This is a genomic window from Luteimonas sp. MC1782, assembly GCF_014164605.1.
GTDB lineage: Bacteria > Pseudomonadota > Gammaproteobacteria > Xanthomonadales > Xanthomonadaceae > Luteimonas.
In genome coordinates, this window is the sequence record NZ_JACJFT010000001.1 from 694916 (window position 1) to 719512 (window position 24597).

At 70.3% G+C, this 24597-nt stretch carries 23 protein-coding genes, 1 tRNA gene and 1 pseudogene; 16 read left to right on the top strand and 9 right to left on the bottom strand.

The window, feature by feature from the left end; genetic code table 11:
- Nucleotides 1-95: 95 nt before the first annotated feature.
- Nucleotides 96-3302 carry a ribonuclease E gene (gene rne, locus H5368_RS03315; RefSeq protein WP_182821331.1) on the top strand — a complete coding sequence of 1069 codons (3207 nt, stop codon included), beginning with the start codon at nucleotides 96-98 and terminating at the stop codon, nucleotides 3300-3302.
- 21 nt (nucleotides 3303-3323) lie between these two features.
- On the opposite strand, the gene H5368_RS03320 is transcribed toward rne, so the two are convergent.
- The 4 genes from H5368_RS03320 to serS all read right to left on the bottom strand — a co-directional run bounded on the left by H5368_RS03320 (nucleotide 3324) and on the right by serS (nucleotide 6635).
- Entirely contained in the window at nucleotides 3324-3971 is a 648-nt protein-coding gene (locus tag H5368_RS03320) for a response regulator (protein WP_182821333.1), read from the bottom strand.
- A gap of 139 nt (nucleotides 3972-4110) precedes the next feature.
- Nucleotides 4111-4200: transfer RNA gene (locus tag H5368_RS03325), tRNA-Ser, on the bottom strand.
- Between the two features lie 71 nt (nucleotides 4201-4271).
- Entirely contained in the window at nucleotides 4272-5252 is a 981-nt protein-coding gene (locus H5368_RS03330; RefSeq protein ID WP_182821335.1) for a LysR substrate-binding domain-containing protein, read from the bottom strand.
- A gap of 90 nt (nucleotides 5253-5342) precedes the next feature.
- Entirely contained in the window at nucleotides 5343-6635 is a 1293-nt protein-coding gene (serS, locus tag H5368_RS03335) for a serine--tRNA ligase (RefSeq protein WP_182821337.1), read from the bottom strand.
- 106 nt (nucleotides 6636-6741) lie between these two features.
- On the opposite strand from serS, the gene H5368_RS03340 reads away from it, so the two are divergent.
- On the top strand, nucleotides 6742-7389 hold the full coding sequence (locus H5368_RS03340) for an energy transducer TonB (protein ID WP_182821339.1): 648 nt from the start codon (nucleotides 6742-6744) through the stop codon (nucleotides 7387-7389).
- Between the two features lie 72 nt (nucleotides 7390-7461).
- Nucleotides 7462-8064 carry an energy transducer TonB gene (locus tag H5368_RS03345; RefSeq protein ID WP_182821341.1) on the top strand — a complete coding sequence of 201 codons (603 nt, stop codon included), beginning with the start codon at nucleotides 7462-7464 and terminating at the stop codon, nucleotides 8062-8064.
- A gap of 50 nt (nucleotides 8065-8114) precedes the next feature.
- On the opposite strand, the gene aroA is transcribed toward H5368_RS03345, so the two are convergent.
- From aroA to serC, 4 genes are read right to left on the bottom strand one after another with little or no spacing between them, the layout of a single operon-like run.
- Complete coding sequence (gene aroA, locus H5368_RS03350) at nucleotides 8115-9443, bottom strand: 3-phosphoshikimate 1-carboxyvinyltransferase (protein WP_182821344.1); 1329 nt, start codon at nucleotides 9441-9443, stop codon at nucleotides 8115-8117.
- Nucleotides 9440-10567, bottom strand: a complete 1128-nt coding sequence (gene hisC / locus H5368_RS03355) for a histidinol-phosphate transaminase (RefSeq protein WP_185115151.1) — start codon at nucleotides 10565-10567, stop codon at nucleotides 9440-9442. The genes aroA and hisC overlap by 4 nt, the downstream gene beginning before the upstream one ends.
- A complete protein-coding gene (gene pheA / locus H5368_RS03360; protein ID WP_182821348.1) occupies nucleotides 10567-11766 on the bottom strand; it encodes a prephenate dehydratase in 1200 nt (399 codons plus the stop codon). The genes hisC and pheA overlap by 1 nt, the downstream gene beginning before the upstream one ends.
- The gene (gene serC, locus H5368_RS03365; RefSeq protein WP_182821350.1) at nucleotides 11759-12865 is read right to left on the bottom strand and encodes a 3-phosphoserine/phosphohydroxythreonine transaminase; all 1107 of its coding nucleotides are present in this window, start codon (nucleotides 12863-12865) and stop codon (nucleotides 11759-11761) included. Before serC ends, pheA begins: the two co-directional genes overlap by 8 nt.
- A 99-nt stretch (nucleotides 12866-12964) precedes the next feature.
- Between serC and msrP the strand changes: the two genes are divergently transcribed.
- Nucleotides 12965-13936 carry a protein-methionine-sulfoxide reductase catalytic subunit MsrP gene (msrP, locus tag H5368_RS03370; RefSeq protein WP_182823712.1) on the top strand — a complete coding sequence of 324 codons (972 nt, stop codon included), beginning with the start codon at nucleotides 12965-12967 and terminating at the stop codon, nucleotides 13934-13936.
- Nucleotides 13927-14583 carry a protein-methionine-sulfoxide reductase heme-binding subunit MsrQ gene (locus H5368_RS03375; protein WP_182823714.1) on the top strand — a complete coding sequence of 219 codons (657 nt, stop codon included), beginning with the start codon at nucleotides 13927-13929 and terminating at the stop codon, nucleotides 14581-14583. Before msrP ends, H5368_RS03375 begins: the two co-directional genes overlap by 10 nt.
- Here the strand turns inward: H5368_RS03375 and H5368_RS03380 are convergent.
- Nucleotides 14560-15354 (bottom strand): FHA domain-containing protein, encoded by a 795-nt coding sequence (locus tag H5368_RS03380; RefSeq protein WP_182821352.1) that lies wholly within the window; start codon nucleotides 15352-15354, stop codon nucleotides 14560-14562. The genes H5368_RS03375 and H5368_RS03380 overlap by 24 nt on opposite strands.
- A gap of 86 nt (nucleotides 15355-15440) precedes the next feature.
- On the opposite strand from H5368_RS03380, the gene H5368_RS03385 reads away from it, so the two are divergent.
- From H5368_RS03385 to rnt, 11 genes and pseudogenes are all read left to right on the top strand, one after another.
- Nucleotides 15441-15716 carry a polyhydroxyalkanoic acid system family protein gene (locus H5368_RS03385; RefSeq protein WP_182821354.1) on the top strand — a complete coding sequence of 92 codons (276 nt, stop codon included), beginning with the start codon at nucleotides 15441-15443 and terminating at the stop codon, nucleotides 15714-15716.
- An 82-nt stretch (nucleotides 15717-15798) separates the two neighbouring features.
- A complete protein-coding gene (locus H5368_RS03390; RefSeq protein WP_182821356.1) occupies nucleotides 15799-16746 on the top strand; it encodes a restriction endonuclease in 948 nt (315 codons plus the stop codon).
- A 387-nt stretch (nucleotides 16747-17133) separates the two neighbouring features.
- Nucleotides 17134-18222, top strand: coding sequence for a phosphate ABC transporter substrate-binding protein PstS (pstS, locus tag H5368_RS03395; protein WP_182821358.1), 1089 nt, complete (start codon nucleotides 17134-17136; stop codon nucleotides 18220-18222).
- A 52-nt stretch (nucleotides 18223-18274) separates the two neighbouring features.
- Nucleotides 18275-19243, top strand: coding sequence for a phosphate ABC transporter permease subunit PstC (pstC, locus tag H5368_RS03400; protein ID WP_182821360.1), 969 nt, complete (start codon nucleotides 18275-18277; stop codon nucleotides 19241-19243).
- Nucleotides 19243-20124: a phosphate ABC transporter permease PstA gene (gene pstA, locus H5368_RS03405; RefSeq protein ID WP_182821362.1), complete on the top strand. Its 882-nt coding sequence runs from the start codon at nucleotides 19243-19245 to the stop codon at nucleotides 20122-20124. Before pstC ends, pstA begins: the two co-directional genes overlap by 1 nt.
- Nucleotides 20125-20149: 25 nt before the next feature.
- Nucleotides 20150-20992 carry a phosphate ABC transporter ATP-binding protein PstB gene (pstB, locus tag H5368_RS03410; RefSeq protein WP_182821364.1) on the top strand — a complete coding sequence of 281 codons (843 nt, stop codon included), beginning with the start codon at nucleotides 20150-20152 and terminating at the stop codon, nucleotides 20990-20992.
- Nucleotides 20989-21693: a phosphate signaling complex protein PhoU gene (phoU, locus tag H5368_RS03415; RefSeq protein ID WP_182821366.1), complete on the top strand. Its 705-nt coding sequence runs from the start codon at nucleotides 20989-20991 to the stop codon at nucleotides 21691-21693. The genes pstB and phoU overlap by 4 nt, the downstream gene beginning before the upstream one ends.
- An 86-nt stretch (nucleotides 21694-21779) precedes the next feature.
- Nucleotides 21780-22199 carry an EF-hand domain-containing protein gene (locus H5368_RS03420; RefSeq protein ID WP_182821369.1) on the top strand — a complete coding sequence of 140 codons (420 nt, stop codon included), beginning with the start codon at nucleotides 21780-21782 and terminating at the stop codon, nucleotides 22197-22199.
- Nucleotides 22200-22256: 57 nt separating this feature from the next.
- The gene (locus H5368_RS03425; protein WP_343203876.1) at nucleotides 22257-23105 is read left to right on the top strand and encodes a DUF692 domain-containing protein; all 849 of its coding nucleotides are present in this window, start codon (nucleotides 22257-22259) and stop codon (nucleotides 23103-23105) included.
- On the top strand, nucleotides 23095-23895 hold the full coding sequence (locus H5368_RS03430) for a putative DNA-binding domain-containing protein (RefSeq protein ID WP_182821373.1): 801 nt from the start codon (nucleotides 23095-23097) through the stop codon (nucleotides 23893-23895). Before H5368_RS03425 ends, H5368_RS03430 begins: the two co-directional genes overlap by 11 nt.
- Before the next feature lie 79 nt (nucleotides 23896-23974).
- Nucleotides 23975-24550 (top strand): annotated as a pseudogene (gene rnt / locus H5368_RS03435) (ribonuclease T); the annotation flags it as partial.
- Nucleotides 24551-24597 lie beyond the last annotated feature (47 nt).

Below are 24597 nucleotides of genomic sequence, written 5' to 3' on the forward strand. Positions count from 1 at the left end.
ACCGAGGTCGCCTTGGCGCTCACGCGCCGGCGGCAGGCCACATCCAGGCGAAACGCCCCGGCGTTCCGCGTGCGAGAGCGCGCGAGGAACGCACCATGAAACGCATGCTGATCAACGCGACGCAGGCAGAAGAGCTGCGCGTCGCCATCGTCGACGGCCAGAACCTGTACGACATCGACATCGAGCAACCGTCGAAAGAGCACAAGAAATCCAATATCTACAAGGGCCGCATCACCCGCATCGAGCCCTCGCTTGAAGCCGCCTTCATCGAATACGGCGCCGAGCGCCACGGCTTCCTGCCGCTGAAGGAAATCTCCCGCGACTATTTCGCCTCCGGCGTCGACCACAACAAGGCCGGCATCAAGGAGCTCCTGCGCGAAGGCCAGGAAGTCGTGGTGCAGGTCGACAAGGACGAGCGCGGCAACAAGGGCGCGGCGCTGACCACGTTCATCTCGCTCGCCGGCCGCTACATGGTGCTGATGCCGAACTCGCCCACCGCCGGTGGCGTGTCGCGCCGCATCGAGGGCGAGGACCGCGCCGAGCTGAAAAAGGCGATGGACGCGCTCCAGATCCCCGATGACATGGGCGTGATCATCCGCACCGCCGGCGTCGGCCGTGACGCCGAAGAGCTCCAGTGGGACCTCGACTACTTGTTGAGCGTGTGGCGCGCCGTGGCCGAAGCCGCGCTGAGCAAGCCCGCGCCGTTCCTGATCTACCAGGAATCGCGGCTGATCATCCGTGCGCTGCGCGACTACATGCGCGCCGACATCGGCGAGATCCTGGTCGACACCCCGGAAATGTTCGAGGAGGCCAAGGAATTCGTCGAGCAGGTGATGCCGCACAACCTGCGCAAGCTGCGCTACTACACCGACGACGTGCCGCTGTTCAACCGGTTCCAGATCGAGTCGCAGATCGAGAACGCCTACGAGCGCACCATCCGCCTGCCCTCCGGCGGCGCGCTGGTGATCGACCAGACCGAAGCCCTGACCGCGGTCGACGTGAACTCAGCGCGCGCCACCAAGGGCGGCGACATCGAGGAAACCGCGTTCCACACCAACCTCGAGGCGGCCGAAGAGGTCGCCCGCCAGCTGCGCCTGCGCGACCTGGGCGGCCTGGTGGTCATCGACTTCATCGACATGTCGTCGAGCAAGCACCAGCGCGACGTGGAGAACAAGCTGCAGAACGCGCTCAAGTACGACCGCGCGCGCGTGCAGATCGGCCGCATCTCGCGCTTCGGGCTGCTGGAGATGTCGCGCCAGCGCCTGCGCCCGAGCCTGGGCGAGTCCAGCCAGATCGTCTGTCCGCGCTGCGAGGGCCACGGCCGCATGCGCAGCATCGAGTCGCTGGCGCTGTCGATCGTGCGCGTCGCCGAAGAGCACGCCATGAAGGACAACACCGGACAGGTGCTGGTGCAGGCCCCGGTTGACATCGCCAACTACCTGCTCAACGAGAAGCGCAGCGCGCTGGCCGAGATCGAGCAGCGCCACGCGTCGCCGATCGTGATCGTCGCCGACGAACAGCTGCAGACCCCGCACTACGAGGTCACGCGCCTGCGCGCAAACGAGCTCGACGAAGACTCGGCCAAGCCGAGCTATCGCCGCGGCACGCCGCGCAAGGTCGCCACCATCGCGCTGACCAAGGCCAACCTCAACGTGCCGCCGCCTGCCGCGATCACGCATGTCCAGCATGCGCATCCGGCACCGGTGCGCGAGCAGCGCGCCGCGCCCGAAGTGCAGCCGGAGGTCGCACCCGTGGCCGCGGCGGCGCCTGCCCCGGCGCCGGCCGCCGCGTCGGGCGGGCTGATGGGTTGGTTGAAGTCGTTGATGGGTGGCTCGAGCAGCGTCGCACAACCGCAGGGCCGCGATGCCGGCCAGCAGGATGGACGCCGCAACGACCGCGGCGAGCGCGGCCCGCGCCAGGAGCGCGACGCGCGTGGTGGCAAGAACGGTGCACGCGATGGCCGCGATGGCCGCCGCGATGGCCGTCGCGGCGAGCAGCAGTCGGGCCGCGGCAGGCAGCAGGACAAGCCGCAGCAGCAGGCACAGCCGCAGGCGGCGAAGCAGCCCGCCGGCACGGGTGGTCAACAGCAGCAGGCCAGGCAGCCGCGTCCGCCGAGGCCGCCGCGCGGCGAAGGCGAGCGTGGCCAGCAGCAGGGCCGCCAGCGCCGCGAGCCGGCGAATGTGGAGGCGGCGAAGGCGGTCGGCAGCCAGCTGTCGGTCGTGGACGAGGCGATCCTGCCGGCCGCCGCCGCGGTTGTCGCGCCGGAAGCCGCTTCGACGACCGCCACTGCCACCGTGCAGGCCGTTGAACCGCGCCCCGTCGCCCAGTCCACGCCACGTCCCGCGCCCCCGGCCGCGGGCGACTCCGACGAGGACGACGATGAGCAGCAGGACAGCGCCGATGCCACGGCTGATGACGACAGCGCCGACGGCACTGGCGAAGGCCCGCGTCGCCGTCGCGGACGTCGCGGCGGCCGTCGCCGCCGCCGCGGCGGTGGTGAAGGCAACGCGGCCGACGGCCAGGACGATGGCGTGTCGGCCGAGGACGCGGGCGACGTAGCCGCGGCCGACAGCTCGCAGCCGGAGTTCGACTTCGAGGACGACGAGGCCGAAGCCAAGCCGGCGCGCAAGCGCAGGCCGGCCTCCCCGGCGGCTGCCGCCGCGGCCGCCGTCATCGGACTGGACACCGACGCAGGCGCGGACGAGCAGGCGCATGAGCCGCGACCGGCCCGGATGGAGGCAGTCCAGGCCAGCGCGGTGTCGACGCCGGAGGTGGTCGAGCCGGTCCGGGCGCAGTCCGGGGAACACGCCACCGCGGTGTCGCAGCCGGCGCCACAGGTTGTCGAGGCCCCCGTGGTCGCCCCGACGCCGGTTGTGGATGCGCCCGTGACCGAGCAGGCGCAGGCTGTCAACGCGCCCGTGGTGGAGCCTGCGCAGGTGCTCGAGGCGCCCGTGGTCGCTGGCGAGCCGGACGTGGTGGTTGCCGCCGATCCGGTGGTCGAACCTGACGTCGTCGTGGCACCGGACGTGATCGTCCAGCCTGACATGGCGGTCGAGCCGGCCCCCACCCCCCTCGGTGCACAGCCGCGAGGCCTGTTCGACGCGGTGGAACCGGCGCAGCCGGCCAGTGCCGACATGGACCCGGGCATCCCGGCCGGCCATCCGGCCGATGCGGGCGAAGCCGCCGCAGTGGCCTCGGCCAGCGCGGACACCGAGGCAGACAGCGTGGGCGAGGTCGAACTGGAGGCCCGCCGCCACCGCACCCCGTCCGGCGACGACGACCAGGCGCCACGCGGCGCCTGATCGCCAACCGTCCCGCGCGCGTCAGATGGCGTGCGCGGGATCGGTCATGCCGTACTGGCTGGCAAGCCTTGCAAGCGCGATGTTGTCGTGGATGCGCAGCTTCTCGAACAGCCGCGTCTTGTGGGTGTTGACGGTTTTCGCGCTGAGGCTCAGCCGACGCGCGATCTCTTCCTGGCGCAGGCCCTGCACCAGCAGCATCGCGACCTCCGTCTCGCGCGGCGACAGCGAATCGAACGGCGACTCGTCGCCCTCCAGTCCTGACAGCGCAAGGTTGTGGGCCACGTTGCTGGCCAGGAACCGGCGCCCGTTGTGGACCTCGCGGACCGCCCGCAACAGCTCGGCCGCATCACCACCCTTGCCGACATAACCCGCCGCACCGGCGGCGATCATGCGCTTGGGCATTGGCCCATCCTCGAGCACCGACACCACGATCACGCGCGGCCCGTATTCGCCGCGCACGATGCGCTCGGTGACTTCCAGCCCGCTGACGCCGGGCAGGTGCAGGTCACACAGCACGATATCGGGCTTCAGCGCGCGGATCTGTGGCAATGCCACTTCGCCGCTCTCCGCCTCGCCCACCACTTCGATGTCGGCTTCAGCCGACAGGATCATGCGCATCCCGGCGCGTACCAGTGCGTGGTCATCCACCACGTAGACCCTGATGGTCATCCTTGTCCCCTCTCCTGCTTGTTGCCCCTGTGGCGGAGGCTACCCGCGCCCTTGGGGGGTCGCAAGACGGAGAGGCCCGAAAGTTGCCGCGCATCCGTGACGCAGGGCGCATTCATGGGATACGCAAGGGGGCCTGGAGTGGCGGAGAGAGTGGGATTCGAACCCACGGAAGGTTTGACCCTTCGGCGGTTTTCAAGACCGCTGCCTTAAACCACTCGGCCATCTCTCCGGGAACGCAGGCACGTGGCACGCATCGCGCGCGGCGCGGATTGTCGCATGCGCGACGCCGGGCGACACGGCTCAGGCGGCGGCGGCCGGCGCGGCGTGCACGTGGCCTTCGCTCTCGCCGCGGCGGCACGAGCCGCAATCCACGCGCGAGGACTCGATCAGCGGCGGCAGCTTCTCGGCCAGGTAATCGATGAACACACGTACCGCCGGCAACATGCCGCGGCGCGACGCGAACACGACGTGCGCGATGCCCTGCGGCAGCCGCCATTCGGGCAGCACAACTTCCAGTTCGCCGTTGCGCACCGGTTCGGCGCACAGCGTCTCCGGCAGCATGGTGATGCCCAGCCCCTGCTTGGCAAGCGCCATCAGCATCGGGAAATCGAATCCGGCGACGCGCGGCTTCAGTTCGATGCGTCGCGTCTCGCCGGACGTGCCCTGCAGCTCCCAGCGCTGGCGCACTTCGTCCTCGCCCATCGTCATGGTCGTGTGGTCGTTCAATTCTTCCGGCGACGTCGGGCGGCCGGCGCGATCCAGATAGGTCGGGCTGGCGACCAGCAGTTCCTGGATCTGTCCGAAGCTGCGCATCACCAGGCTGCCGTCGTCGTCGAGCTTGTTGCGCACGCGGATGGCGACGTCGAAGCCTTCGTTGATCACGTCGACGCGGCGGTTGCTGACATGCATCTGCAGCCGCACCTGCGGATGGCGCGCTAGGAATTCCGGCAGGATCTGCGGCATCTGCTGCTGGGCAAGGCCGACCGGCACGCTGACGCGCACCAGTCCGCGCGGCTCGGCGCTGAGCCGGTCCACGACCTCGCGCGCGGCGGTGGCCTCGGCCAGCATCGACTGTGCATGGCGGTAGACGCTCTGGCCGACGTCGGTGACGGCGAAGCGGCGGGTGGAGCGCTGCAGCAGGCGCACGCCGAGCTCGGTTTCCAGCTGGCTGATGCGCCGCGAGAGCCTGGATTTGGGAATGCCGAGGGCACGCTCGGCCGCCGCGAATCCGCCATGGTCGACGACCATGGCGAAGTAATAGAGATCGTTCAGATCCTGCATGGCGCATCCTCCGGAACAATGGACGCTATTTGACCAAGATTCGCCCTCTATTGCAACAATGACGCCTGATAACCGGTGACCGTCCCGTTTTCAGGACAACAACTCCAGGCCACCCATGTACGGCCGCAGGGCGTCCGGCACCGTGATCGTGCCGTCCGCCTGCTGGTAGTTTTCCATGACCGCGATCAGCGCGCGGCCCACGGCAACGCCGGAACCGTTGAGGGTATGCACCGGCTCGGGCTTGCCGGTTTCAGCGTTGCGCCAGCGCGCCTGCATGCGCCGGGCCTGGAAATCTCCGCAGTTGGAGCACGACGAGATCTCCCGCCAGGTGTCCTGCGAGGGCAACCACACCTCGAGGTCGTAGGTCTTCTGCGCCGAGAAGCCCATGTCGCCGCTGCACAGCAACATGCGCCGGTATGGCAGGCCCAGCGACTCCAGCACCACCTCGGCGCAGCGCGTCATGCGTTCGTGTTCGGCATCGCTGTCGGCGGGACGCGTGACCGACACCAGTTCGACCTTCTCGAACTGGTGCTGGCGGATCATGCCGCGGGTGTCGCGGCCATGGGCGCCGGCCTCGGCGCGGAAGCACAGCGAATGCGCGGCCATCCGCAGCGGCAGGTCGGCGGCCTCGACGATCGTGTCGCGCACGGTGTTGGTCAACGGCACCTCGGCGGTCGGCACCAGGTAGCGCCGGGTGGCGGCGTCGCCCTCGCCGACCACGGTCGCGAACAGGTCGTCCTCGAACTTCGGCAGCTGGCCGGTGCCACGCATGGACTCGGCGTTGACCAGCAGCGGGACGTTGGTCTCCTCGTAGCCGTGGCTCCCCACGTGCAGGTCGAGCATGAACTGCGAGAGCGCGCGGTGCAGGCGTGCCAGCTGGCCGCGCAGCACGGTGAAGCGCGCACCCGAGAGGCGGGCACCGGCGTCGCCGTCGAGCCAGCCGTGGCGCGTGCCGAGGTCGACGTGGTCGCGCACCGCGAAGTCGAACGCGCGCGGCGTGCCCCAGCGATGCTGTTCAACGTTGCCCGACTCGTCGCGGCCGGCCGGTACGCTGGCGTCCGGCAGGTTGGGCAGGCCGAGCGCAATGGCTTCGAGTTCCGCCTTGATGCGGTCCAGCCCGGCTTCGGATGCCTTCAACTCCTCGCCCAGCCCGGCGACTTCCGCCAACAGCGGGGCGGCATCCTCGCCGCGCGCCTTGGCCTGGCCGATCGCCTTGCTGCGCGTGTTGCGCAGGTTCTGCAATTCCTGGGTGCGCACCTGCAGTGACTTGCGCCCGGTTTCCAGCCGCTCCAGCAAGTCGGCATCGAGGTCGACGCCGCGGCTTTCGCGCAATTGCTGCGCAAGCGCGCGGGGATCCTGGCGGAGGAGGTTGGGATCGAGCATCAGGTCTGTGGATTCGTGACGGACCCGGGATTATCACGCGTCGGTCGGCCGAATGCTGCACGCACGCGTGGCAGAATCGGCGGCACCCCACTGATCACGGCTCCCGATGCCCGCACCCGGCCCCGCGCGCGACCGCGCCCGCAAGTCTTCTCCCCTGCCCTCCCTGCGCGGCTGGTGGATGGTCGCCGCCGCGGTCGGCGTGGGCATGGCGCTGTTCCTGCTGATCTGGCTTGGCCAGCGCGGCGACGACGCGCCCGTGCGCGCAGACGAACAGGCACCGGCCACCGCGTCACCGGCCTTCCGGCCCCTGCCCGCACCGCCGCCTGGAGGCCTCCCTGCCGACACGACGCTGCCGGAAACCCCCGAGTCGGCGGCACGGATCGAAGAACCCGCTGCCCGGGCGCCGGCGCGCCCACCCGAGCCCCCGCCCGGGACAGAGACGTTTGCTGGCGACAGCCGCCCGGCCGAGACCGGTCTTTCCGCCAGTTCGCCGGTGCCAATCGAGAATCCGGGCCCCAGGTATCCGCCGAACGCGCTGCGCCGCGGGCAGTCCGGCGAGGTGCTGTTGCGCATCCATGTCGACGCCCGTGGCCTGCCGGCCCAGGTCGAGGTGATTTCGAGCAGCGGCTCGACCGACCTTGATCGCGCCGCGCGCGATGCCGTGCGACGCTGGCGCTTCCGGCCGGCGATGCGCGACGGGACGCCAACCGCTGGCGTCGTCAACGTGCCGATCCTGTTCGAAAGTGGCCGCTGACAGGCGCGGCGCACACACGGACACAACCTGCAGTGTGGAAGGCTCGGCGTATCACGCTGCGAGGAACCCGCCATGTCCAATCCGAACCCGTCGCCCGCCCCGCCGCCGCCGCCGCCCGGGGGCGACGACGCGGTGTACGCGCGCAAGAGCGCCAGCCCGCTGATCTGGATCCTGCTGCTGCTCGCCCTGCTGGCCTTCGGCTGGTACGTGTACAACCAGCGCGGCAGTGTCTCCAGCGCGCCACAACCCGCCCTCCCGCCCGCCGTGGAGATCGGCGACGCGCAGGACGCCGCCGCGGAACGCGAGCGCGCCGCGGATGAGGCGCGCCAGGAGGCCGAGCGCGCGCGTGAGGCCACGCCAGCCCGCGCCCCGGCGGCGAAGGTGCCGCCACGGGTCCAGCCCGACCGCGCGGCCAGGCCGGTCACGCGCGTCGAGCCGACCTACCCGGCGACGGCCTACCGTGCCCGCGAGGAAGGCACGGTGCTGGTGAGCGCCGACATCGATGCCAGCGGTGCGCCGGTCAGCGTGGATGTGGCGCGCCGCAGCGGCTCGCGCGCGCTCGACCAGGCGGCCGTGACAGCGGTGCGCCAGTGGCGTTTCGATCCGGCGATGCGCGGCGGGAAGGCCGTGACCTCCACCGTTGAAGTGCCGGTGGAGTTCCGCCTCGACCGCTGATGGTCGCACCCCGGGTGACGCGTGCTGGTGGTGCCGCACGCGGTTCGCAGTCAGCCGGAGATCGGCGGCGCGCGCTCCAGCGCAAAGCCGAGCGACCGCACCAGCGCGTCGAACCCCGGAAACGATGTGGCGACGTTGGCCACGTCGGCAATCGCGACCTCGCCCTCCACGCGCTGTGCCGCCACCGCGAACGCCATTGCGATGCGGTGGTCGCCGAGACTGTCGACGCGCCCGGCGCGGAGCCGGCCGCCTTCGATGACCATGCCATCCGGTGTTTCCCGCACGTCGGCGCCCAGCGCGGCCAGGCCGGTCGCCATGGCGTGGATCCTGTCGGACTCCTTGACGCGCAGTTCGGCCGCACCGGTCACGCGCGTGGTGCCCTGCGCGCAGGCGGCGGCGATGGCGAACACCGGGAACTCGTCGATCATGTCGGCGACCAGCGCCTCTGGCAGGGCGATGCCGTGCAGCGGCGCGTACCGCACCTCGAGGTCGGCCAGCGGACCGCAGGCCCCCGCCCGGCGCTCGCGTTCACGGATGTCGGCACCCATCGCACGCAGCGCATCGAGCAGCCCGGTGCGGCGCGGATCGACGCCGACCGAACGCAGCACGAGCGAAGACCCCGGCACCAGCGTGGCGGCCACGATCAGGAAGGCCGCAGACGAGAAGTCACCCGGCACTTCGATGTCGCGCGCGCGCAGCCGATGGCCGCCAGCCAGGCGCGCCATGCCGGGCGCGTAGTCAACCGGCCAGCCGAATGCCGACAACATGCGTTCGGTGTAGTCGCGGGTCGGATGCGGCTCGTGCACCTCGGTGCCACCCTCGGCGTACAGCCCGGCCAGCAGCACCGCGGACTTGACCTGCGCGCTGGCCACCGGTGAATCGAAGCGGATGCCCTGCAGGCGATGCCCGCCAGCGATGCGCAGTGGCGGCCGCTCGCCGTCGTCTGAGTCGATCGCGGCACCCATCGCGCGCAATGGCGCCATGACCCGCAGCATCGGCCGGCGCGACAGCGACGCGTCGCCACCGAGCACGGTGTCGAAGGGTTGCCCCGCGAGCAGGCCGGACAGGAGCCGCATGGCGGTGCCCGAGTTGCCGCAGTCGAGCAGCGACGCAGGCGCGCGCAGGCCGTCGAGCCCAACGCCGTGGACGACCCGCGTGGACTCGGATGGCGCATCGATGCGCACGCCCATCGCGCGGAAGATCGCCGCGGTGGCGCGGGTGTCCTCGCCCTCGAGGAAGCCGTCGATGCGCGACACACCGTCGGCCAGCGCAGCCAGCATCACCGCGCGGTGCGAGATCGACTTGTCGCCGGGGACCCCGGTGTCGCCGGACAGCGCCCTTCCGCGCGCGGCCACCCAGTCCTCGCGCACGGCGCTCACGGCAGCGCGTCCAGCGCCTGCAGCAGGCGCGCGTTGTCGGCGGCCGTGCCGACGGTGATCCGCAGGCTCCCGGAAAGCCCGTAACCCGCCATCGGCCGCAGCACGATGCCCGACGCGAGCAGTGCCGCCTCGATGCGCGCCGTCGCGGCACCGGTGTCGACCAGCAGGAAATTCGCCTGCGAAGGCGCCACGGCGAAGCCGCGTGCGCGCAGCGCCGTACCCAGGCGCCCACGCTCCTCACTGTTGCGCCGCGACGTGTCGGCGAGCCAGGCCTGGTCGGCGAGCGCCGCGGTCGCCGCCGCCTGCGCAACCAGCCCCACGTTGAAGCTCTCGCGCACGCGCTCGAGCAGCGCGGCCACGGCCACGTTCGCGATGGCGTAGCCGATCCGCAGCCCGGCCAGCCCATGGGCCTTGCTGAAGGTGCGGGTGATGACCAGATTGCGGTGGCGCGGCAGCAGCGCCAGTGCGCTGGCGAAGTCCGCCGCGTCGGCAAGCTCGGCATAGGCTTCGTCGAGCACCACCACCACGTCGTCCGGGACCGCGTCCATGAACCGCGCGAATGCCGCCGCGCCAAACCAGGTGCCGGTCGGATTGTTGGGGTTGTCGATGTAGACCAGGCGGGTGGCGGGCGTGACCGCCGCGCGCAGCGCAACCAGGTCGTGTCCGCGCGGCATCACGGCATCCACCGCGAATGACGGTGCGCGGCGCAGCGTGGCACCTGCGGCGTGGGCGGCGATGGCGAACACCGCGAACCCGTACTCCGGTACCAGCACCTCGTCACCTGGGCCGGCGAACACCTGCGCCAGTTGCATCAGCAACTCGTGCGAGCCGTTGCCCATCACCAGTTGCGCGGGCTCCACGCCGTGATGCGCGGCCAGCGCGCGCCTGAGCCCGCCGGCCAGCGGATCGGGATAGCGCTGGATGTCGCGGAGCGCCGCGCCGGCGGCGGCGCGTGCGCGCGGACCCGGCCCGTACGGATTCTCGTTGGATCCGAGTTCGAGCAGGACGCCGGGAGCAAAGGCGCCGCGCAGCGCGACGATGTCATGCCCCGGGTCGTAGGCGCGCAGCGCCCGCACCGGGGCGACCGCACGCGCCTGCGCCCATGCGGCATCGTCGTGCGCCATCACGGCACCGCCACCGGATACGAGCCGAGCACCCGCACGTCGCCGGCGAATGCATCCACCTCCGCCAATGCGTCCTTCAGCGGGGACTCGTCGACATGGCCGCCGACATCGATGAAGAACGCGTACTGCCACAGCGCGCCGTGCTCGGGCCGCGACTCGATGCGGTTCATGCTGATCCCGTGCCGCGCCAGCGGCTCCAGCACTTGGTACAGCGCGCCCGGCTGGTCGCGAATGGACACCAGCAGCGAGGTGCGGTCGTTGCCGGACGGCGGGAACGACGCGCGCCCGATCACCAGGAAGCGCGTGGTGTTGTCGCTGCGGTCCTCGATCGGTCCGGCGATGGCCTTCAGGCCGTAGACGTGGCCGGCGCTGTCGCCGGCGATGGCCGCGGCGTCATCGGCGTTGCGCGCGCGGCGTGCGCCTTCGGCATTGCTCGACACCGCGTGCGCCTCGACGCCGGGCAGGTGCTGCCGCAGCCAGTTGCGGCACTGCGCCAGCGACAGGCCGTGCGAATAGATGCGTTCGACGTCTTCCATTCGACCGGTGCGCGACAGCAGGTACTGGTGCACGCGCAGCTCCACCTCGCCGCAGATCTTCAGCGGCGAGGTGGGGAACAGGTCGAGCGTCGACTGGATCGTGCCCTGCCCCGAGTTCTCCACCGGCACCACGCCGAAATCCGCGGCGCCAGCCGCGACCTCGTCGAACACCTCTTCCACGCTCGCCAGCGGCAGGCCGCGCGCGGAATGTCCGAAGTGCTTGTGCACGGCCTGCTGCGAGAACGTGCCCTCCGGGCCCAGGTAGCCGATCTTCAGCGGCTCCTGCTGGGCCAGGCACGCCGACATGATCTCGCGGAACAGGCGCACCAGCACCTCGTCAGCCAGCGGGCCGTCGTTGCGGTCCACCACGCGGCGCAGCACCTGGGCTTCGCGTTCGGGCCGGTAGTACTCGACCGCCGCGGCCAGCTTGCCCTTGGCGCGCCCGACCTGGCGCGCGAACAGGGCACGCTCGGCGATCAGCGCCTGGATCTCGCGGTCGATGCCGTCGATCTGCCCGCGCACGGTGGCCAGGTCGGGCCTTGACTTGGCCGCTGCCGTGACGGCGACACGCGTCGGAGCCGCGGTGGCCGCGGCCTGCGGTGGTGATCCTGCGACCTTCTTGCCGGCCTTCCTGCGACCTTTGCCCGGTGTCGATTCAGCCATGGCGCTGCTGGAACGCCTGCATGTAGTCGACCAGCGCCGCCACGCCCGCCACCGGCATGGCGTTGTAGATCGAGGCGCGCATGCCGCCGAGCACGCGATGGCCCTTGAGGCCGATGAGCCCGGCTTCGCGCGCACCTTCCAGGAACGCGGCATCGTGCGCGTCGTCGGCCAGGAAGAACGGCACGTTCATCCGCGAGCGCACCGCGGTCGCGACCTCGTTGCGGTAGAAGCCGCCGGAGCCGTCGATCGCCGCGTACAGCAGTCGCGCCTTCTCGGCGTTGCGGCGCGCGAACTCCGTCACGCCGCCTTCGTCCAGCATCCAGCGGAACACCAGTCCGGCGAGGTACCAGTTCCAGGTGGGCGGCGTGTTGAGCATCGAGTCGGCCGCCAGTTGCAGGCGGTAGTCGAAGATGTCCGCGCGCGGCTGGCCGGCGCGCTCGAGGAGATCGCGGCGCACGATCACCACCGCGATGCCGACCGGCCCGAGGTTCTTCTGCGCACCCGCGTAGATCGCACCGAAGCGCGAGATGTCGAGCGGCTCCGAGGCGATGCTGGAGCTGAAATCGGCGAACAGCGGCACGTCGCCCGTGTCCGGGAAGGCATGCCCCCCGGCGACCGCGGGTCGGAACTCCACGCCATGGATGGTCTCGTTGGCGGTGACATGCACATAGGCGGCATCCGGCGACAGGCGCCATTCGCCCGCCGGCGGGATGTCGCGGAAGCCACCGGCCTCGCTGCTCGCGGCCACGTTGAGGTCGACGTACATGCCGGCCTGGCGCGTCGCGGTCTTGCCCCAGTGCCCGGTCAACACGTAGTCCGCGCGCTGCCCGGGCGACGCGAAGTTCAAGGGCAGCAGCGCCTGCTGGGTGGTGGCGCCGCCGGGCAGGAACAGCACCGCATAATCGTCCGGAATGGCGAGCAGCGTGCGCAGGTCGGCCTCGGCCGTCGCGGCCACCGCCATGAACTCGGGGCCGCGGTGGCTGATCTCGACGATCGACGCCCCCGCATCGCCCCACTCCAGCATGTCCTGCTGCGCCTGGCGCAGCACGCTCTCCGGAATGGCGGCTGGACCGGGGCTGAAGTTGTAGGCGCGGGACATGGCAGGTTCCTTGATTTGCGCGCGCCATCGGCGCAGCGTTGGGGTTTGGACCGCAGTATGCCGCAGCGCAACAGCAGCGGCCGGATGGAGACCCGAAGCATGCGCCACCGCGACATCCCGACCATCGCGAGCGATGAAATCACCGACGAGGCGGTCTACCGCGACCGCAGGCGCCTGCTGAAGACCCTGGCGGTGGCACCCGCCCTGGTGGCGGCTGGCTGCCGTGGCGGCGAACCGCCAGCCCCCGTGGCAGGCCCCGCACCGTCCGCGGCATCGCTGGCCGCCGGCCTGCGCACCGCCGAGGAGCAGACGCGCTACGAGGACGCGACCAGCTACAACAACTTCTACGAGTTCGGCAGCGGCAAGGCCGATCCGTCGCGCGCGGCGAAGACGCTGGTGACCTCGCCCTGGAACATCGCGGTCTCCGGCGAATGCGCGAAGCCCGGCACCCTGGCCATCGATGGCCTGCTGGCCGGGCTGGTTCCGGAAGAACGCGTCTACCGCATGCGCTGCGTGGAAGGCTGGTCGATGGTGATCCCGTGGCTGGGCGTCCCGCTTGGCGCGGTGCTGAGGCGGCTGCAGCCAACGGCCGCCGCGAAGTACGTCGCCTTCACCTCGCTCGCCGACCCGCGGCAGATGCCGGGCGTCCGCAGCCGCATCATCGACTGGCCCTACCGCGAGGGGCTGCGCCTGGACGAGGCCATGCACCCGCTGACCCTGCTCGTCACCGGGATGTACGGCAAGCCGCTGCCGCAGCAGAACGGCGCGCCGCTGCGGCTGGTGGTGCCATGGAAATACGGCTTCAAGGGCATCAAGTCGATCGTCGCCATCGAGTTCACCCGCACCCGCCCGCGCACGGCCTGGAACGACATGCAGCCGCGGGAATACGGGTTCTTCGCCAACGTCAATCCCGCCGTCGACCACCCGCGCTGGAGCCAGAAGACCGAGCGGCGCATCGCCGGCACCGCCAACCGCCTGTTCGCCGGGCGCATCCCTACCCTCCCGTTCAACGGCTATGCCGAACAGGTCGCCTCGATGTACGCCGGCCTGGACCTGGAGCGCTGGTACTGAACCGGGTCGCCGCGGCCAAGGCGGCCGTCCACGCGCTGGCGCTGGCGCCGCTCGGGTGGCTGGGCTGGCAGGTGTGGCAGGTGTACACCGGGGCCGACATCGACGCCCTCGGCGCGGAGCCGGTGGCCGCGATCGAACACGAACTGGGATTGTGGGCGCTGCGCCTGCTGCTGGTCACGCTCGCGATCTCACCGTTGCGTGCGCTCAGCGGCCAGGCGGTGGTGCTGCGCTTCCGCCGCATGCTCGGCCTGTACGCGTTCGCCTACGCCACGCTGCACTTCGCTGCCTACCTGGTGCTCGACCTGCGCGGTTACTGGGCGCTGGTGTTCGAGGAGATCGCCAAGCGCCCCTACATTACCGTCGGCTTCGCCGCGTGGTTGCTGCTGGTGCCGCTGGCGGTGACATCGACCCGCGGCTGGATGCGCAGGCTCGGGAGGCGATGGACCCGGTTGCACCGCGCGGTGTACGCGATCGCGGTACTGGCGGTGCTGCATTTCTGGTGGATCGTGAAATCCGACGTCCGCGAACCGGCGCTGTATGCCGGCATCCTCGTGGTGCTGCTTGGCTGGCGCGTGTGGCGGCGCGCCGCACGCACGGGCGCGGCGCGGCCTGCGGCAACCGGGTCAGCCGGCGCCAAACAGCAGTAGCAACGCGAGCAATCCCGCCAGCACGAGTGCGGCGACCAGCAGCCACGGCAGCCGCATGCCACCGCTGCCCCGCCGGGACGGGTCCGCCGCGGCAGGCAAGCCGGAATCCTCGGGCTCGACGGCACGCGCGGTGCGCGCGGCGGCCGGGGCCTCGACCACGAACCGGTGGTGGGCGTCGAACACCACCTGGTCACCGGCCTGCAGCACGGCGTCGCGGACCGCCTCGCCGTTCACCACGCTGCCTTCGGCGGAGCCCAGGTCGCGCAGCACCACTTCGCCGCGGTGGATCTCCAGGCGTGCATGGCGCTCGGCGAAGGCCGGTTCATCGATACGGATATCGGCTTCGGCGGCACGCCCCACCAGGCGCGGCCGCTCCAGCGTGAAGCTGCGGCCGTGGTACTGGCCGCCGACGCCGCGCAGCACCACGCGCGCATCCCCGGGCTCCGTGCCGCTGTCTTCGAAACCGGCGTCCGGCTGCCGCGGTGGCTGCGCCGCGACCAGCCGCATCTCGGTGCCGTCGACGAAGATCGCGTCGCCCACGCGCAGCATCGCCATGCGCCGCACGGGGCGGCCGTTGACGTGCACGCCACGGGTTTCGGGAGGGACCGTGAGCCATACGCCACGACGGTCGACGCAGAATGCGACAGCCGGCGAGGCGGCCACCGGGCCCAGCGCGCCGCTGCCATCCGCAATGCGGCCAATGCCGTGCACGCCCCCCGTGAGCGGGAGATCGACGTCGTTGCCCGCGAATCGAAGCCTGAGCGTATCCATGCGGCAGGCAATCTAGCATGCGGAAAGGCTTGGAACGCTGCCGGCGCGCCCGCAGAATGGCCGGCCACGCAGAGAGGTTGGATCCCATGTCCGGCATCGACATCCGCCACGCGCATTCCCTTCCACCTGCCGAGGCGCGCGACGCAGTTCAGCAGGTCGCCGACAAGCTCGCCGACCGTTTTGGCGCCGAGTGCGTCTGGGAGGGCGACACCCTGCATTTCTCGCGCAGCGGCATCGACGGCCATATCGCACTGCTGCCCAGCGAACTGCACCTCAGCGCCAAGCTCGGATTCCTGATGTCGGCAATGCGCGGGACGATCGAATCCGAGATCCGCCGCGTGCTGGACGAGCGCTTCGCCTGACCCGGCCCATGCGCCGGCCGTCGGCGCGGCCTTTGCGACTATCCTTCACGCCCTGGACAGGAGAGCACGCGTGGGCGCAGCAATGCATTGGCTGGTAGCGATCGCCGCGGCGCTTGCCGTGGGTGCGGCGGCCACGTTCGTCATCCGGGGCGTGCTGCAGCGCCGCGACGAGGCGGCGGGCGGCATCGAGGCGCTGTCGGAGATGTCGTGGCGGAGCTTCATCACGCTCGTGCTCGATGCACTCGCGCTGCGTGGCTTCACCCGCGTGGTCGACCGCGAGGCGCCCTCCGGCGATGGCGACTTCACCCTCGAATGCGAAGGCGTGCATCACCTGCTGGCCTGCAAGCACGGCCGCGCATTCGTACTCGGCCGGCGTGACGTGGACGAACTGGCCGCCGCCATGCGCGTGCAGGACGCCGCGGGCGGCCTGCTGGTCACCCAGGGGCGCTTTGCCGCCGACGCGCGCGCGCCGGCGCGCCGCGCGCAGATCGAACTGCTCGACGGCGCCACCCTTTGGCCCGAACTCCGCGCCCTGGTGCCCGCGCCGCTGCTCGGGCAACTGCGCGCCGCCGCGGCCACGCGCGCGCGCCAGCGCACGCTGGCGGCCTGGCTGCTGGCGCTGCTGGCGGGCGTGGCGCTGTTCACCGCGCTTTCGGCATCGCGTGGCGATGCCGATGCCCGGCCGGGGCCTGCACCCCTGACACAGGCAGCCCCCGCCGGCGCGGCGCCAGTTTCAGCTGCTCCGCCGCCGCCCGCGCCCGAACGCTATCCCGACGACGCCGCGCTCGAGCAGCAGCGCCGCGACGTGGCCAGTGCGGTGTCCACGTTGCCGATGGTCGACCGCGTGATCTGGTCGTCGCCTTCCACCATGGAGGTGTTCCTGGCCGCGGTCGATACCGACCATGACGCCTTCGCCGCGGTCTGTCCGCTGATCGAGCGCTATCCGGCGTTGGCCGCGTCGCGTGTCCAGCTGACACCACCCGCCGGGCACGCGGCACCGGTGCGCTTCCGCCAATGCCGCAGCTATTGACGGCGTCGGTCGCTTGCCCGCGCTGTCATCCACCTGTCACCGCTGCGACATGTGCGGGTCACTGCGACAGGCTTGAATGCCTGCCACGGCCGGAACCATCAGAAGCTGCCCTCCTCTCTCCTCCTCATGCTTCGCATTCCAGGGCCCGTTGCGGGCCCTTTTTTTGCGTCGGGCGCCGGTAGCCGGCGCAGAGGCCGCCACGGGGCTCCGCAACCCAGGGCAAAGCCAAGAGCCAGGCACCGCTTTTTCGAAACCCTTCCCCCGGTACTGGTAGAAGAACCTTCTGCTGGACCACGCAACCGCGCGGCAGCTGTCATGAAGGCGTCATAAAAACATCATCCAATGGCCGTACGCCGCAAGGCGTTCCTTCCCTATGGAAACCCCACCATGTCCCTGCCCACGCTCCGCACTGCCTCGCTGGCGCTCGCCGTCGCGCTGTTTGCCGCCGCCTGCCAGCCCTCCGCCGACGCACCGGCCACTGCATCCAACGCGGCTTCGGGATCTGCCGACAGCGCCGGCGACGCGGTCGCCACGCAGGTGTCCGGCGCCGGCGCCTCGTTCATCTATCCCCTGATTTCGCGCTGGTCGGCCGATTACAACGCCGCCACCGGCAGCCAGGTGAACTACCAGTCGATCGGCTCCGGCGGCGGCATCGCGCAGGTCAAGGCCGGCACCGTCGATTTCGGCTCGAGCGACAAGCCGCTGAGCAGCGCCGAGTTGGCGGAGGCAGGCCTCGGCCAGTTCCCGTCCGCGATCGGCGGCGTCGTGCCGGTGGTGAACATCGAAGGCCTGGCGCCGGGTGCGCTGAAGCTCAGCGGCCCGCTGCTCGCCGACATCTTCCTCGGCACGGTCTCGACCTGGAACGATCCGGCGATCACCGCGCTGAACCCCGGCCTGGGCCTGCCTGCGGGCAAGATCAGCATCGTGCACCGCTCCGACGGCTCCGGCACCAGCTTCAATTTCACCAACTACCTGTCCAAGGTCAGCCCGGCGTGGAAGGCGAAGGTTGGCGAAGGCACCTCGGTGTCCTGGCCGCTGGGCGTCGGTGGCAAGGGCAACGAAGGCGTGGCCTCGTATGTGCAGCAGATCAAGGGCTCGATCGGTTACGTGGAGCTGGCCTACGCGCTGCAGAACACCATGCCGTACGCCTCGCTGCAGAACGCCGCCGGCAACTTCGTGACACCGAGCGCCGACAGCTTCGCCGCCGCGGCGCGTACCGCCGACTGGGCCGGCGCCACCGACTTCAACCTGGTGATCACCGACGCGCCCGGCGCCGAGTCCTGGCCGATCACCGCCACCAACTTCATGCTGATGCCCAAGCAGCCGAAGGATCCGGCGCGCAGCAAGGCCGCTCTGGCCTTCTTCAAGTGGGCGCTCGAGAATGGCCAGGCGCAGGCCGCCGACCTGCACTACGTGCCGCTGCCGCCGGAGCTGGTGCAGCAGATCGAGGCGTACTGGGCCGCCGAGTACAAGTGACGCCAGCGCCCGCCGCATCCGCGGCGGGCGTCCTCGCACGCCAGGGACCCAGATGAGCGCCAGCACACTCCCCGACACCGTCCCGCGCACGCGTGACATGCGCGATGCGCGCGCCGACCGCTGGTTCCGCTACGCGCTGGTGGCCACCGTGGTCTTCGTGGTGCTGTCACTCGCCACCGCCGCGCTGGCGATGCTCTGGGGGGGCCGTGACGCCCTGCAATCGCAGGGACTGTCGTTCTTCCTGTCGTCCGAGTGGAATCCGGTCGAGAACCGCTACGGTGCGCTCGCGCCGATCTACGGCACGGTGGTCACCGCGATCATCGCCATGCTGGTGGCGGTGCCGGTGAGCTTCGGCATCGCGGTGTTCCTGACCGAGGTCGCGCCGCGCTGGCTGCGTGGACCGGTCGGCACAGCGATCGAGCTGCTGGCGGGCATTCCGTCGATCATCTACGGCATGTGGGGCCTGTTCGTGTTCGTCCCGGTGATGACCGAACACGTCACCCCGTGGCTCAACGACCACGTCGGCACCCTGCCACTGGTCGGCGCGCTGTTCCAGGGCCCGCCGCTGGGCATCGGCCTGCTCACCGCCGGCCTGGTGCTGTCGATCATGGTCATCCCCTTCATCTCTTCGGTGATGCGCGAGGTGTTCCTGACCGTGCCAACGCGGCTGAAGGAGTCGGCCTATGCATTGGGCTCGACGAAATGGGAGGTCTGCTGGGACGTGGTGCTGCCCTACACACGCTCGGCGGTGATCGGCGGCATCTTCCTCGGCCTGGGGCGCGCACTGGGCGAGACCATGGCGGTCGCGTTCGTGGTCGGCAACAGCGTGCGCCTGACGCCGTCGCTGCTTGAGCCCGGCACCACCATCGCCGCGCTGATCGCCAACGACTTCGGCGAAGCCACCGACACCTACCGCTCCGCGCTGCTGCTGCTCGGCTTCGTGTTGTTCATCGTGACCTTCATCGTGCTCGCGCTGGCACGCACGATGCTGTCGCGGCTCGCACGCAGGGAGGGCAACTGATGTCGGCCGTGGTCGATCGACAGCGGGCCGCCGACAGCCTGTACCTGCGCCGGCGCATCACCAGTGCGGCGGCGATGGTGCTGTCCTGCGTTGCGGCCGTGCTCGGGCTGGTGTTCCTGGCCTGGATCCTGTGGACGCTGGTCAGCAAGGGCATCGCCGGCGTGAACTGGCAGCTGTTCACCCAGGACACGCCGCCGCCGATGGCCGAAGGCGGCCTGCGCAATGCGCTGTTCGGCTCGGCCGTGATGTGCGGGCTGGCGATCCTGATCGGCGCGCCGCTGGGCGTCGCCGCGGGCACGTGGCTGGCCGAGTACGGCAGCCGCAGCCGCATCGCGGGCACCGTGCGCTTCATCAACGACATCCTGATGTCGGCACCATCGATCGTGCTCGGCCTGTTCGTGTACACCTTGCTGGTGATGCGCAGCGGCGGCAATTTCTCGGCCTTCGCCGGTGCCGTCGCGCTCGCCTTCATCGTGCTGCCGGTGGTGCTGCGAACCACCGACGAGATGCTGCGGCTGGTGCCGACGCAGATGCGCGAGGCGGCGCTGTCGCTCGGCGTCCCGCAGTGGAAGGTCACCGTGCAGGTCCTCTACCGCAGCGCGTCGGCGGGCATCGTGACCGGCATCCTGCTGGCGCTGGCGCGGATCAGCGGCGAGACCGCGCCGCTGCTGTTCACCGCGTTCGGCAACCTGTACTGGAACAGCAACATCATGCAGCCGATGGCCAGCGTGCCCACGGTCATGTACCAGTACGCCGCCAGCCCCTACGAGAGCTGGCAACAGCTGGCCTGGGCCGGTGCGCTGGTGCTGACCGTGTTCGTGCTGCTGATCGGCCTGGTGGCGCGTGCGCTGCTGCTGCGCAACCGCATCCCGAATGATTGACACCCTTCCCCTCCGGATCCCGTCGATGAACGACAGCTCCCCCCACCTCCAAGCAGCCGGGCGCATCGCGTTTTCCACCGCGACCCCGGAACGCGCCACGGCCGCCGCGAAGGCGCCGATCAAGATCCAGGTGCGCGGCCTCGACTTCCACTACGGCAAGTTCCACGCCATCAAGGGCGTCAACATGGACATCCCCGAAAAGCGCGTGAGTGCGCTCATCGGGCCGTCCGGCTGTGGCAAGTCGACGCTGCTGCGGGTGTTCAACCGCATCTACGCCCTGTATCCGGGGCAGGTGGCGAGCGGCAGCATCCTGCTCGACGGCGAGGACATCCTGGCGCCCAAGTACCCGATGAACCGCCTGCGTTCGAAGGTCGGCATGGTGTTCCAGAAGCCGGTGCCGTTCCCGATGACCATCTACGAGAACATCGCCTACGCCATCCGCCACCACGAAAAGCTGTCGAAGGCCGAGATGGACGCGCGCGTCGAAGGCGCGCTCCGCCAGGGGGCGCTGTGGGACGAGGTCAAGGACAAGCTGCAGCAGAGCGCGCTGGGCCTGTCCGGCGGCCAGCAGCAGCGGCTTTGCATCGCACGCGCGGTGGCGCTGAAGCCGGAGGTGTTGCTGCTCGACGAGCCGACCTCGGCGCTGGACCCGATCTCCACCAGCCGCATCGAGCAGCTCATCGAAGAGCTCAAGCTCGACTACACCATCGTCATCGTCACCCACAACATGCAGCAGGCCGCGCGCGTCTCCGATTACACGGCGTTCATGTATCTCGGCGATATGGTCGAACACGACGCCACCGCGACCATCTTTTCCAATCCCTCGAAGCAGCAGACCGAGGACTACATCACCGGAAGGTTCGGATGACCATGCAGCCCCATGACCACATCCTGCGCGCCCAGGACGAAGAACGCGAACGCATCATCGACGAGATCCTGCGCATGGGCGAGATGTCGGTCGCCCAGCTCGAAGCCGCGCTCGATGTCGTGGAGCGCCGCGACGATCGCGCCGCCGAGCGCATCATCGCCAACGACGAGGCCATCGACGCGATCGAGCGCGAGGTCAGCCAGGACGTCATGATGACCGCGACGCGCGGCCCGCTGGCACGCGACCTGCGCGAAATCCTCGCCGCGCTGCGCATCGTGTCCGACCTCGAGCGCATCGGCGACTACGCCAGCAACATCGCCAAGCGCTCCAAGGCGCTCAACCAGGCGCCGCCGCTGCCGCTCGCCGGGGGCCTTGCACCACTCGGGGTGCTCGCCGCGCGCCAGGTGCGCGACGTGCTCGAGGCCTACCGCAACGCCGACGCGGAGGCCGCGCAGCGCGTCCGCGAGCGCGATGCCGAACTCGATGCCGCCTACACCCGCCTGTTCCGCGAGTTGCTCACCTACATGATGGAGGACGCGCGCGCGATCACCGGCTGCACGCACCTGCTGTTCATGGCCAAGAACCTCGAACGGATCGGCGACCACGCCACCAACATCGCCGAGAACATCTGGTTCGTGGTGCGTGGCGAGGACAACCTGCCGCCCCGCGAGAAGCGCGACGACACCAATACCACCGCCTGAATGCCGGCCGCGTGTGCTGCTATGCAGCACGCCGGGCTGCGGCATAATCCGCCTCCCGGCATCCGCCGGGCAAGATGGAGACCGACATGTCGAAGCCCACGAACAAACCCGTCGCCCTGGCCATGGCCGCGCTCGGCGGCATCGCACTTTCCGGCTCCGCGTTCGCCATGCACCAGCTGGGCAGCGGCTACATGGCGGCCGGCACCGCAGTGAGCGCACAGGCCACCGGCGAGCCCGCCGCCAAGACCGGCGAAGGCACCTGCGGCATGAGCAAGGTCGACAGCGACGGTGATGGCCGCATCTCCGCCGCCGAATTCACCGCGCGCCACCCGGACAAGGATGCCGCCTACTTCGCGGCCATGGACGTCAACAGCGACGGTTTCGTCGACCAGGCCGAGCACGACGCGCACCACGCCGAAAAGAAGGCAGGCGACGGCAAGGCGGCACAGGAAGGCAAGTGCGGCGAAGGCAAGTGCGGCGAGGGCAAGTGCGGCGGCGCCGCCTGAGCCAGGCCTGACACCGGTGCGCGCGGCGCGCGCGCACCGGTAGCCGCCATGGTGCCGGTGCTCGACCCTCGCAGCGTTGGCCTCGGGCTGCGCCGCGGCCTGCTCGCGGAGCTGCGCGCGGCGCCCGCGGGCAGCTTCGATTTCCTCGAGGCCGCGCCCGAAAACTGGATGGGCGTTGGCGGCGCCATGGGCGATGCCTTCGCCGAACTGGCGGCACGCCACCCGATGGTCTTCCATGGCCTGTCGCTTTCCCTCGGCGGCCCGGCCGCGCTGGACGAGACCTTCCTGCACAAGCTGCGGCGCTTTCTCGACGCACACCGTGCGCCGCTCTACAGCGAACACCTGAGTGCCTGCGGCGACCGCCTGGGCCAGCTCTACGACCTGCTGCCGCTGCCGTTCACCGAGGAGGCGGTGCACCACGTCGCCGCGCGCATCCGCCGTGCGCAGGACATCCTGGGCCGCCGCATCGCGGTCGAGAACATTTCCTACTACGCCGTCATTCCGGTCGAAGCGGCGACAGCGCTCGACGAACTGGAGTTCATCAACGCGGTGCTGGCCGAAGCCGACTGTGACCTCCTGCTCGACGTCAACAACATCGTGGTCAATGCGACCAACCACGGCTATGACGCGCATGCGTTCCTGCGCGGGCTGCCATCCTCGCGAATCGCCTGCATCCATGTCGCCGGCCACTACGACGAAGCCCCGGACCTGAAGATCGACACCCATGGCGCGGCGGTCGGCGACCCGGTCTGGGCGCTGCTCGCCGAGGCCTACCGCGTGCACGGCACGCACCCGACGGTCCTGGAGCGCGACTTCAACTTCCCGCCTTTCGACGCGCTGCTCGGCGAACTGGATACCGTGCGCGGCCATCTGACTGCCGCGACGCTGCGCGACCATGCCGCCTGATCGCGTCCCCGGCGACCGGAGCGGCGAAGAAACCCTGCGCGCGCAACAGGACGCGCTGGCCGCCTACATCCGCGACCCGGAACGCGCACCGCCGCCCGCCGGCATCGAGCCGCGCCGCCTGGAGATCTACCGCGACCTGTTCTTCAACAACATCGAGGGCCTGCTGGGCGGCAACTTCCCGGTGATCAAGCGTGTCTACGGCGAGCGCTGGCCAGCGCTCGTGCGCGATTTCTACCGGGGGCATGGCGCGCGCACGCCGCTGTTCACCGAGGTGGCGCGCGAGTTCCTGCGCTACCTCGAGGACAGTGGCGGCCGCGAGCCGTGGCTGGCCGAACTGGCGCACTACGAATGGATCGAACTGGCGCTGCAGATCAGCGAGGCACGCATCGATGACATCGCCCATGACCCGCTCGACGCGCCCGCCACCGACGTCGACGCAGCGCTGCTGTCGGGCGCGCCCGTGCTGTCGCCGCTGGCCTGGCCACTGGCCTATGCCTGGCCGGTGCAGCGCATCGGCCCGGATTTCCAGCCGGGCGAGCCACCGCTGCAGCCGACGCTCCTGCTGCTGCATCGCGAGGCCGATGGCCGGGTCCGGTTCCACGCGCCCAGCGCGCTGGCCTGGCGGCTGCTGCAACGTCTGGATGAGGCGCCCGCCCTGGGTGGTCGCGAACAGCTGGCGGCGCTGGCCGGCGAGGCCGGCATGGCCTGCGATGCCGGCTTTCTCGCGCAGGGCGTGGCGATGCTGCGGCAATGGCACCGCCAGGGCATCGTGACCGGGGTGCGGCGTTGAAAGGTGGCCGGCGCGCTCGGCTAGACTAGCGCCGGTGAGCACCCTGCCCGAACCTTCCACGCCCCCGTCCTTCGCCCCCATGTCGGCGCGCTTCCGCGGCTTCCTGCCGGTGGTGGTCGATGTCGAGACCGGCGGCTTCGACTGGAACCGCCACGCGCTGCTGGAGATCGCGGTGCGCCCGGTCGACCTGGACGCGACCGGCCGCTACGTGCTCGGCGAAGGCGCCAGCGCGCACGTGGTGCCGGCACCCGGTACCGACATCGATCCGAAGTCGCTGCAGATCACCGGCATCGACCTCGACCATCCCTTCCGTTTCGCCAAAGGCGAGCACGAGGCGCTGGACCACGTGTTCGCGCCGGTGCGCGCGGCGATGCGCAAGCACGGCTGCCAGCGCGCGATCCTGGTGGGCCACAACGCGCACTTCGACCTGAATTTCCTCAATGCCGCGGTCGCGCGCAGCGGGCACAAGCGCAATCCCTTCCATCCCTTCAGCGTGTTCGACACCGTCACCATGGCGGGCCTCGCCTATGGCCAGACCGTGCTGGCGCGCGCGGTGCAGGCGGCGGGCATGGACTGGAACAGCGACGAGGCGCACTCGGCCGTCTACGACACCGAACGCACCGGCGAACTGTTCTGCATCATCGCCAACGCCTGGGGCCGGCATGCCCAGCCGGCGCCCGAGGCAGGTGCCTCGGACAGTGC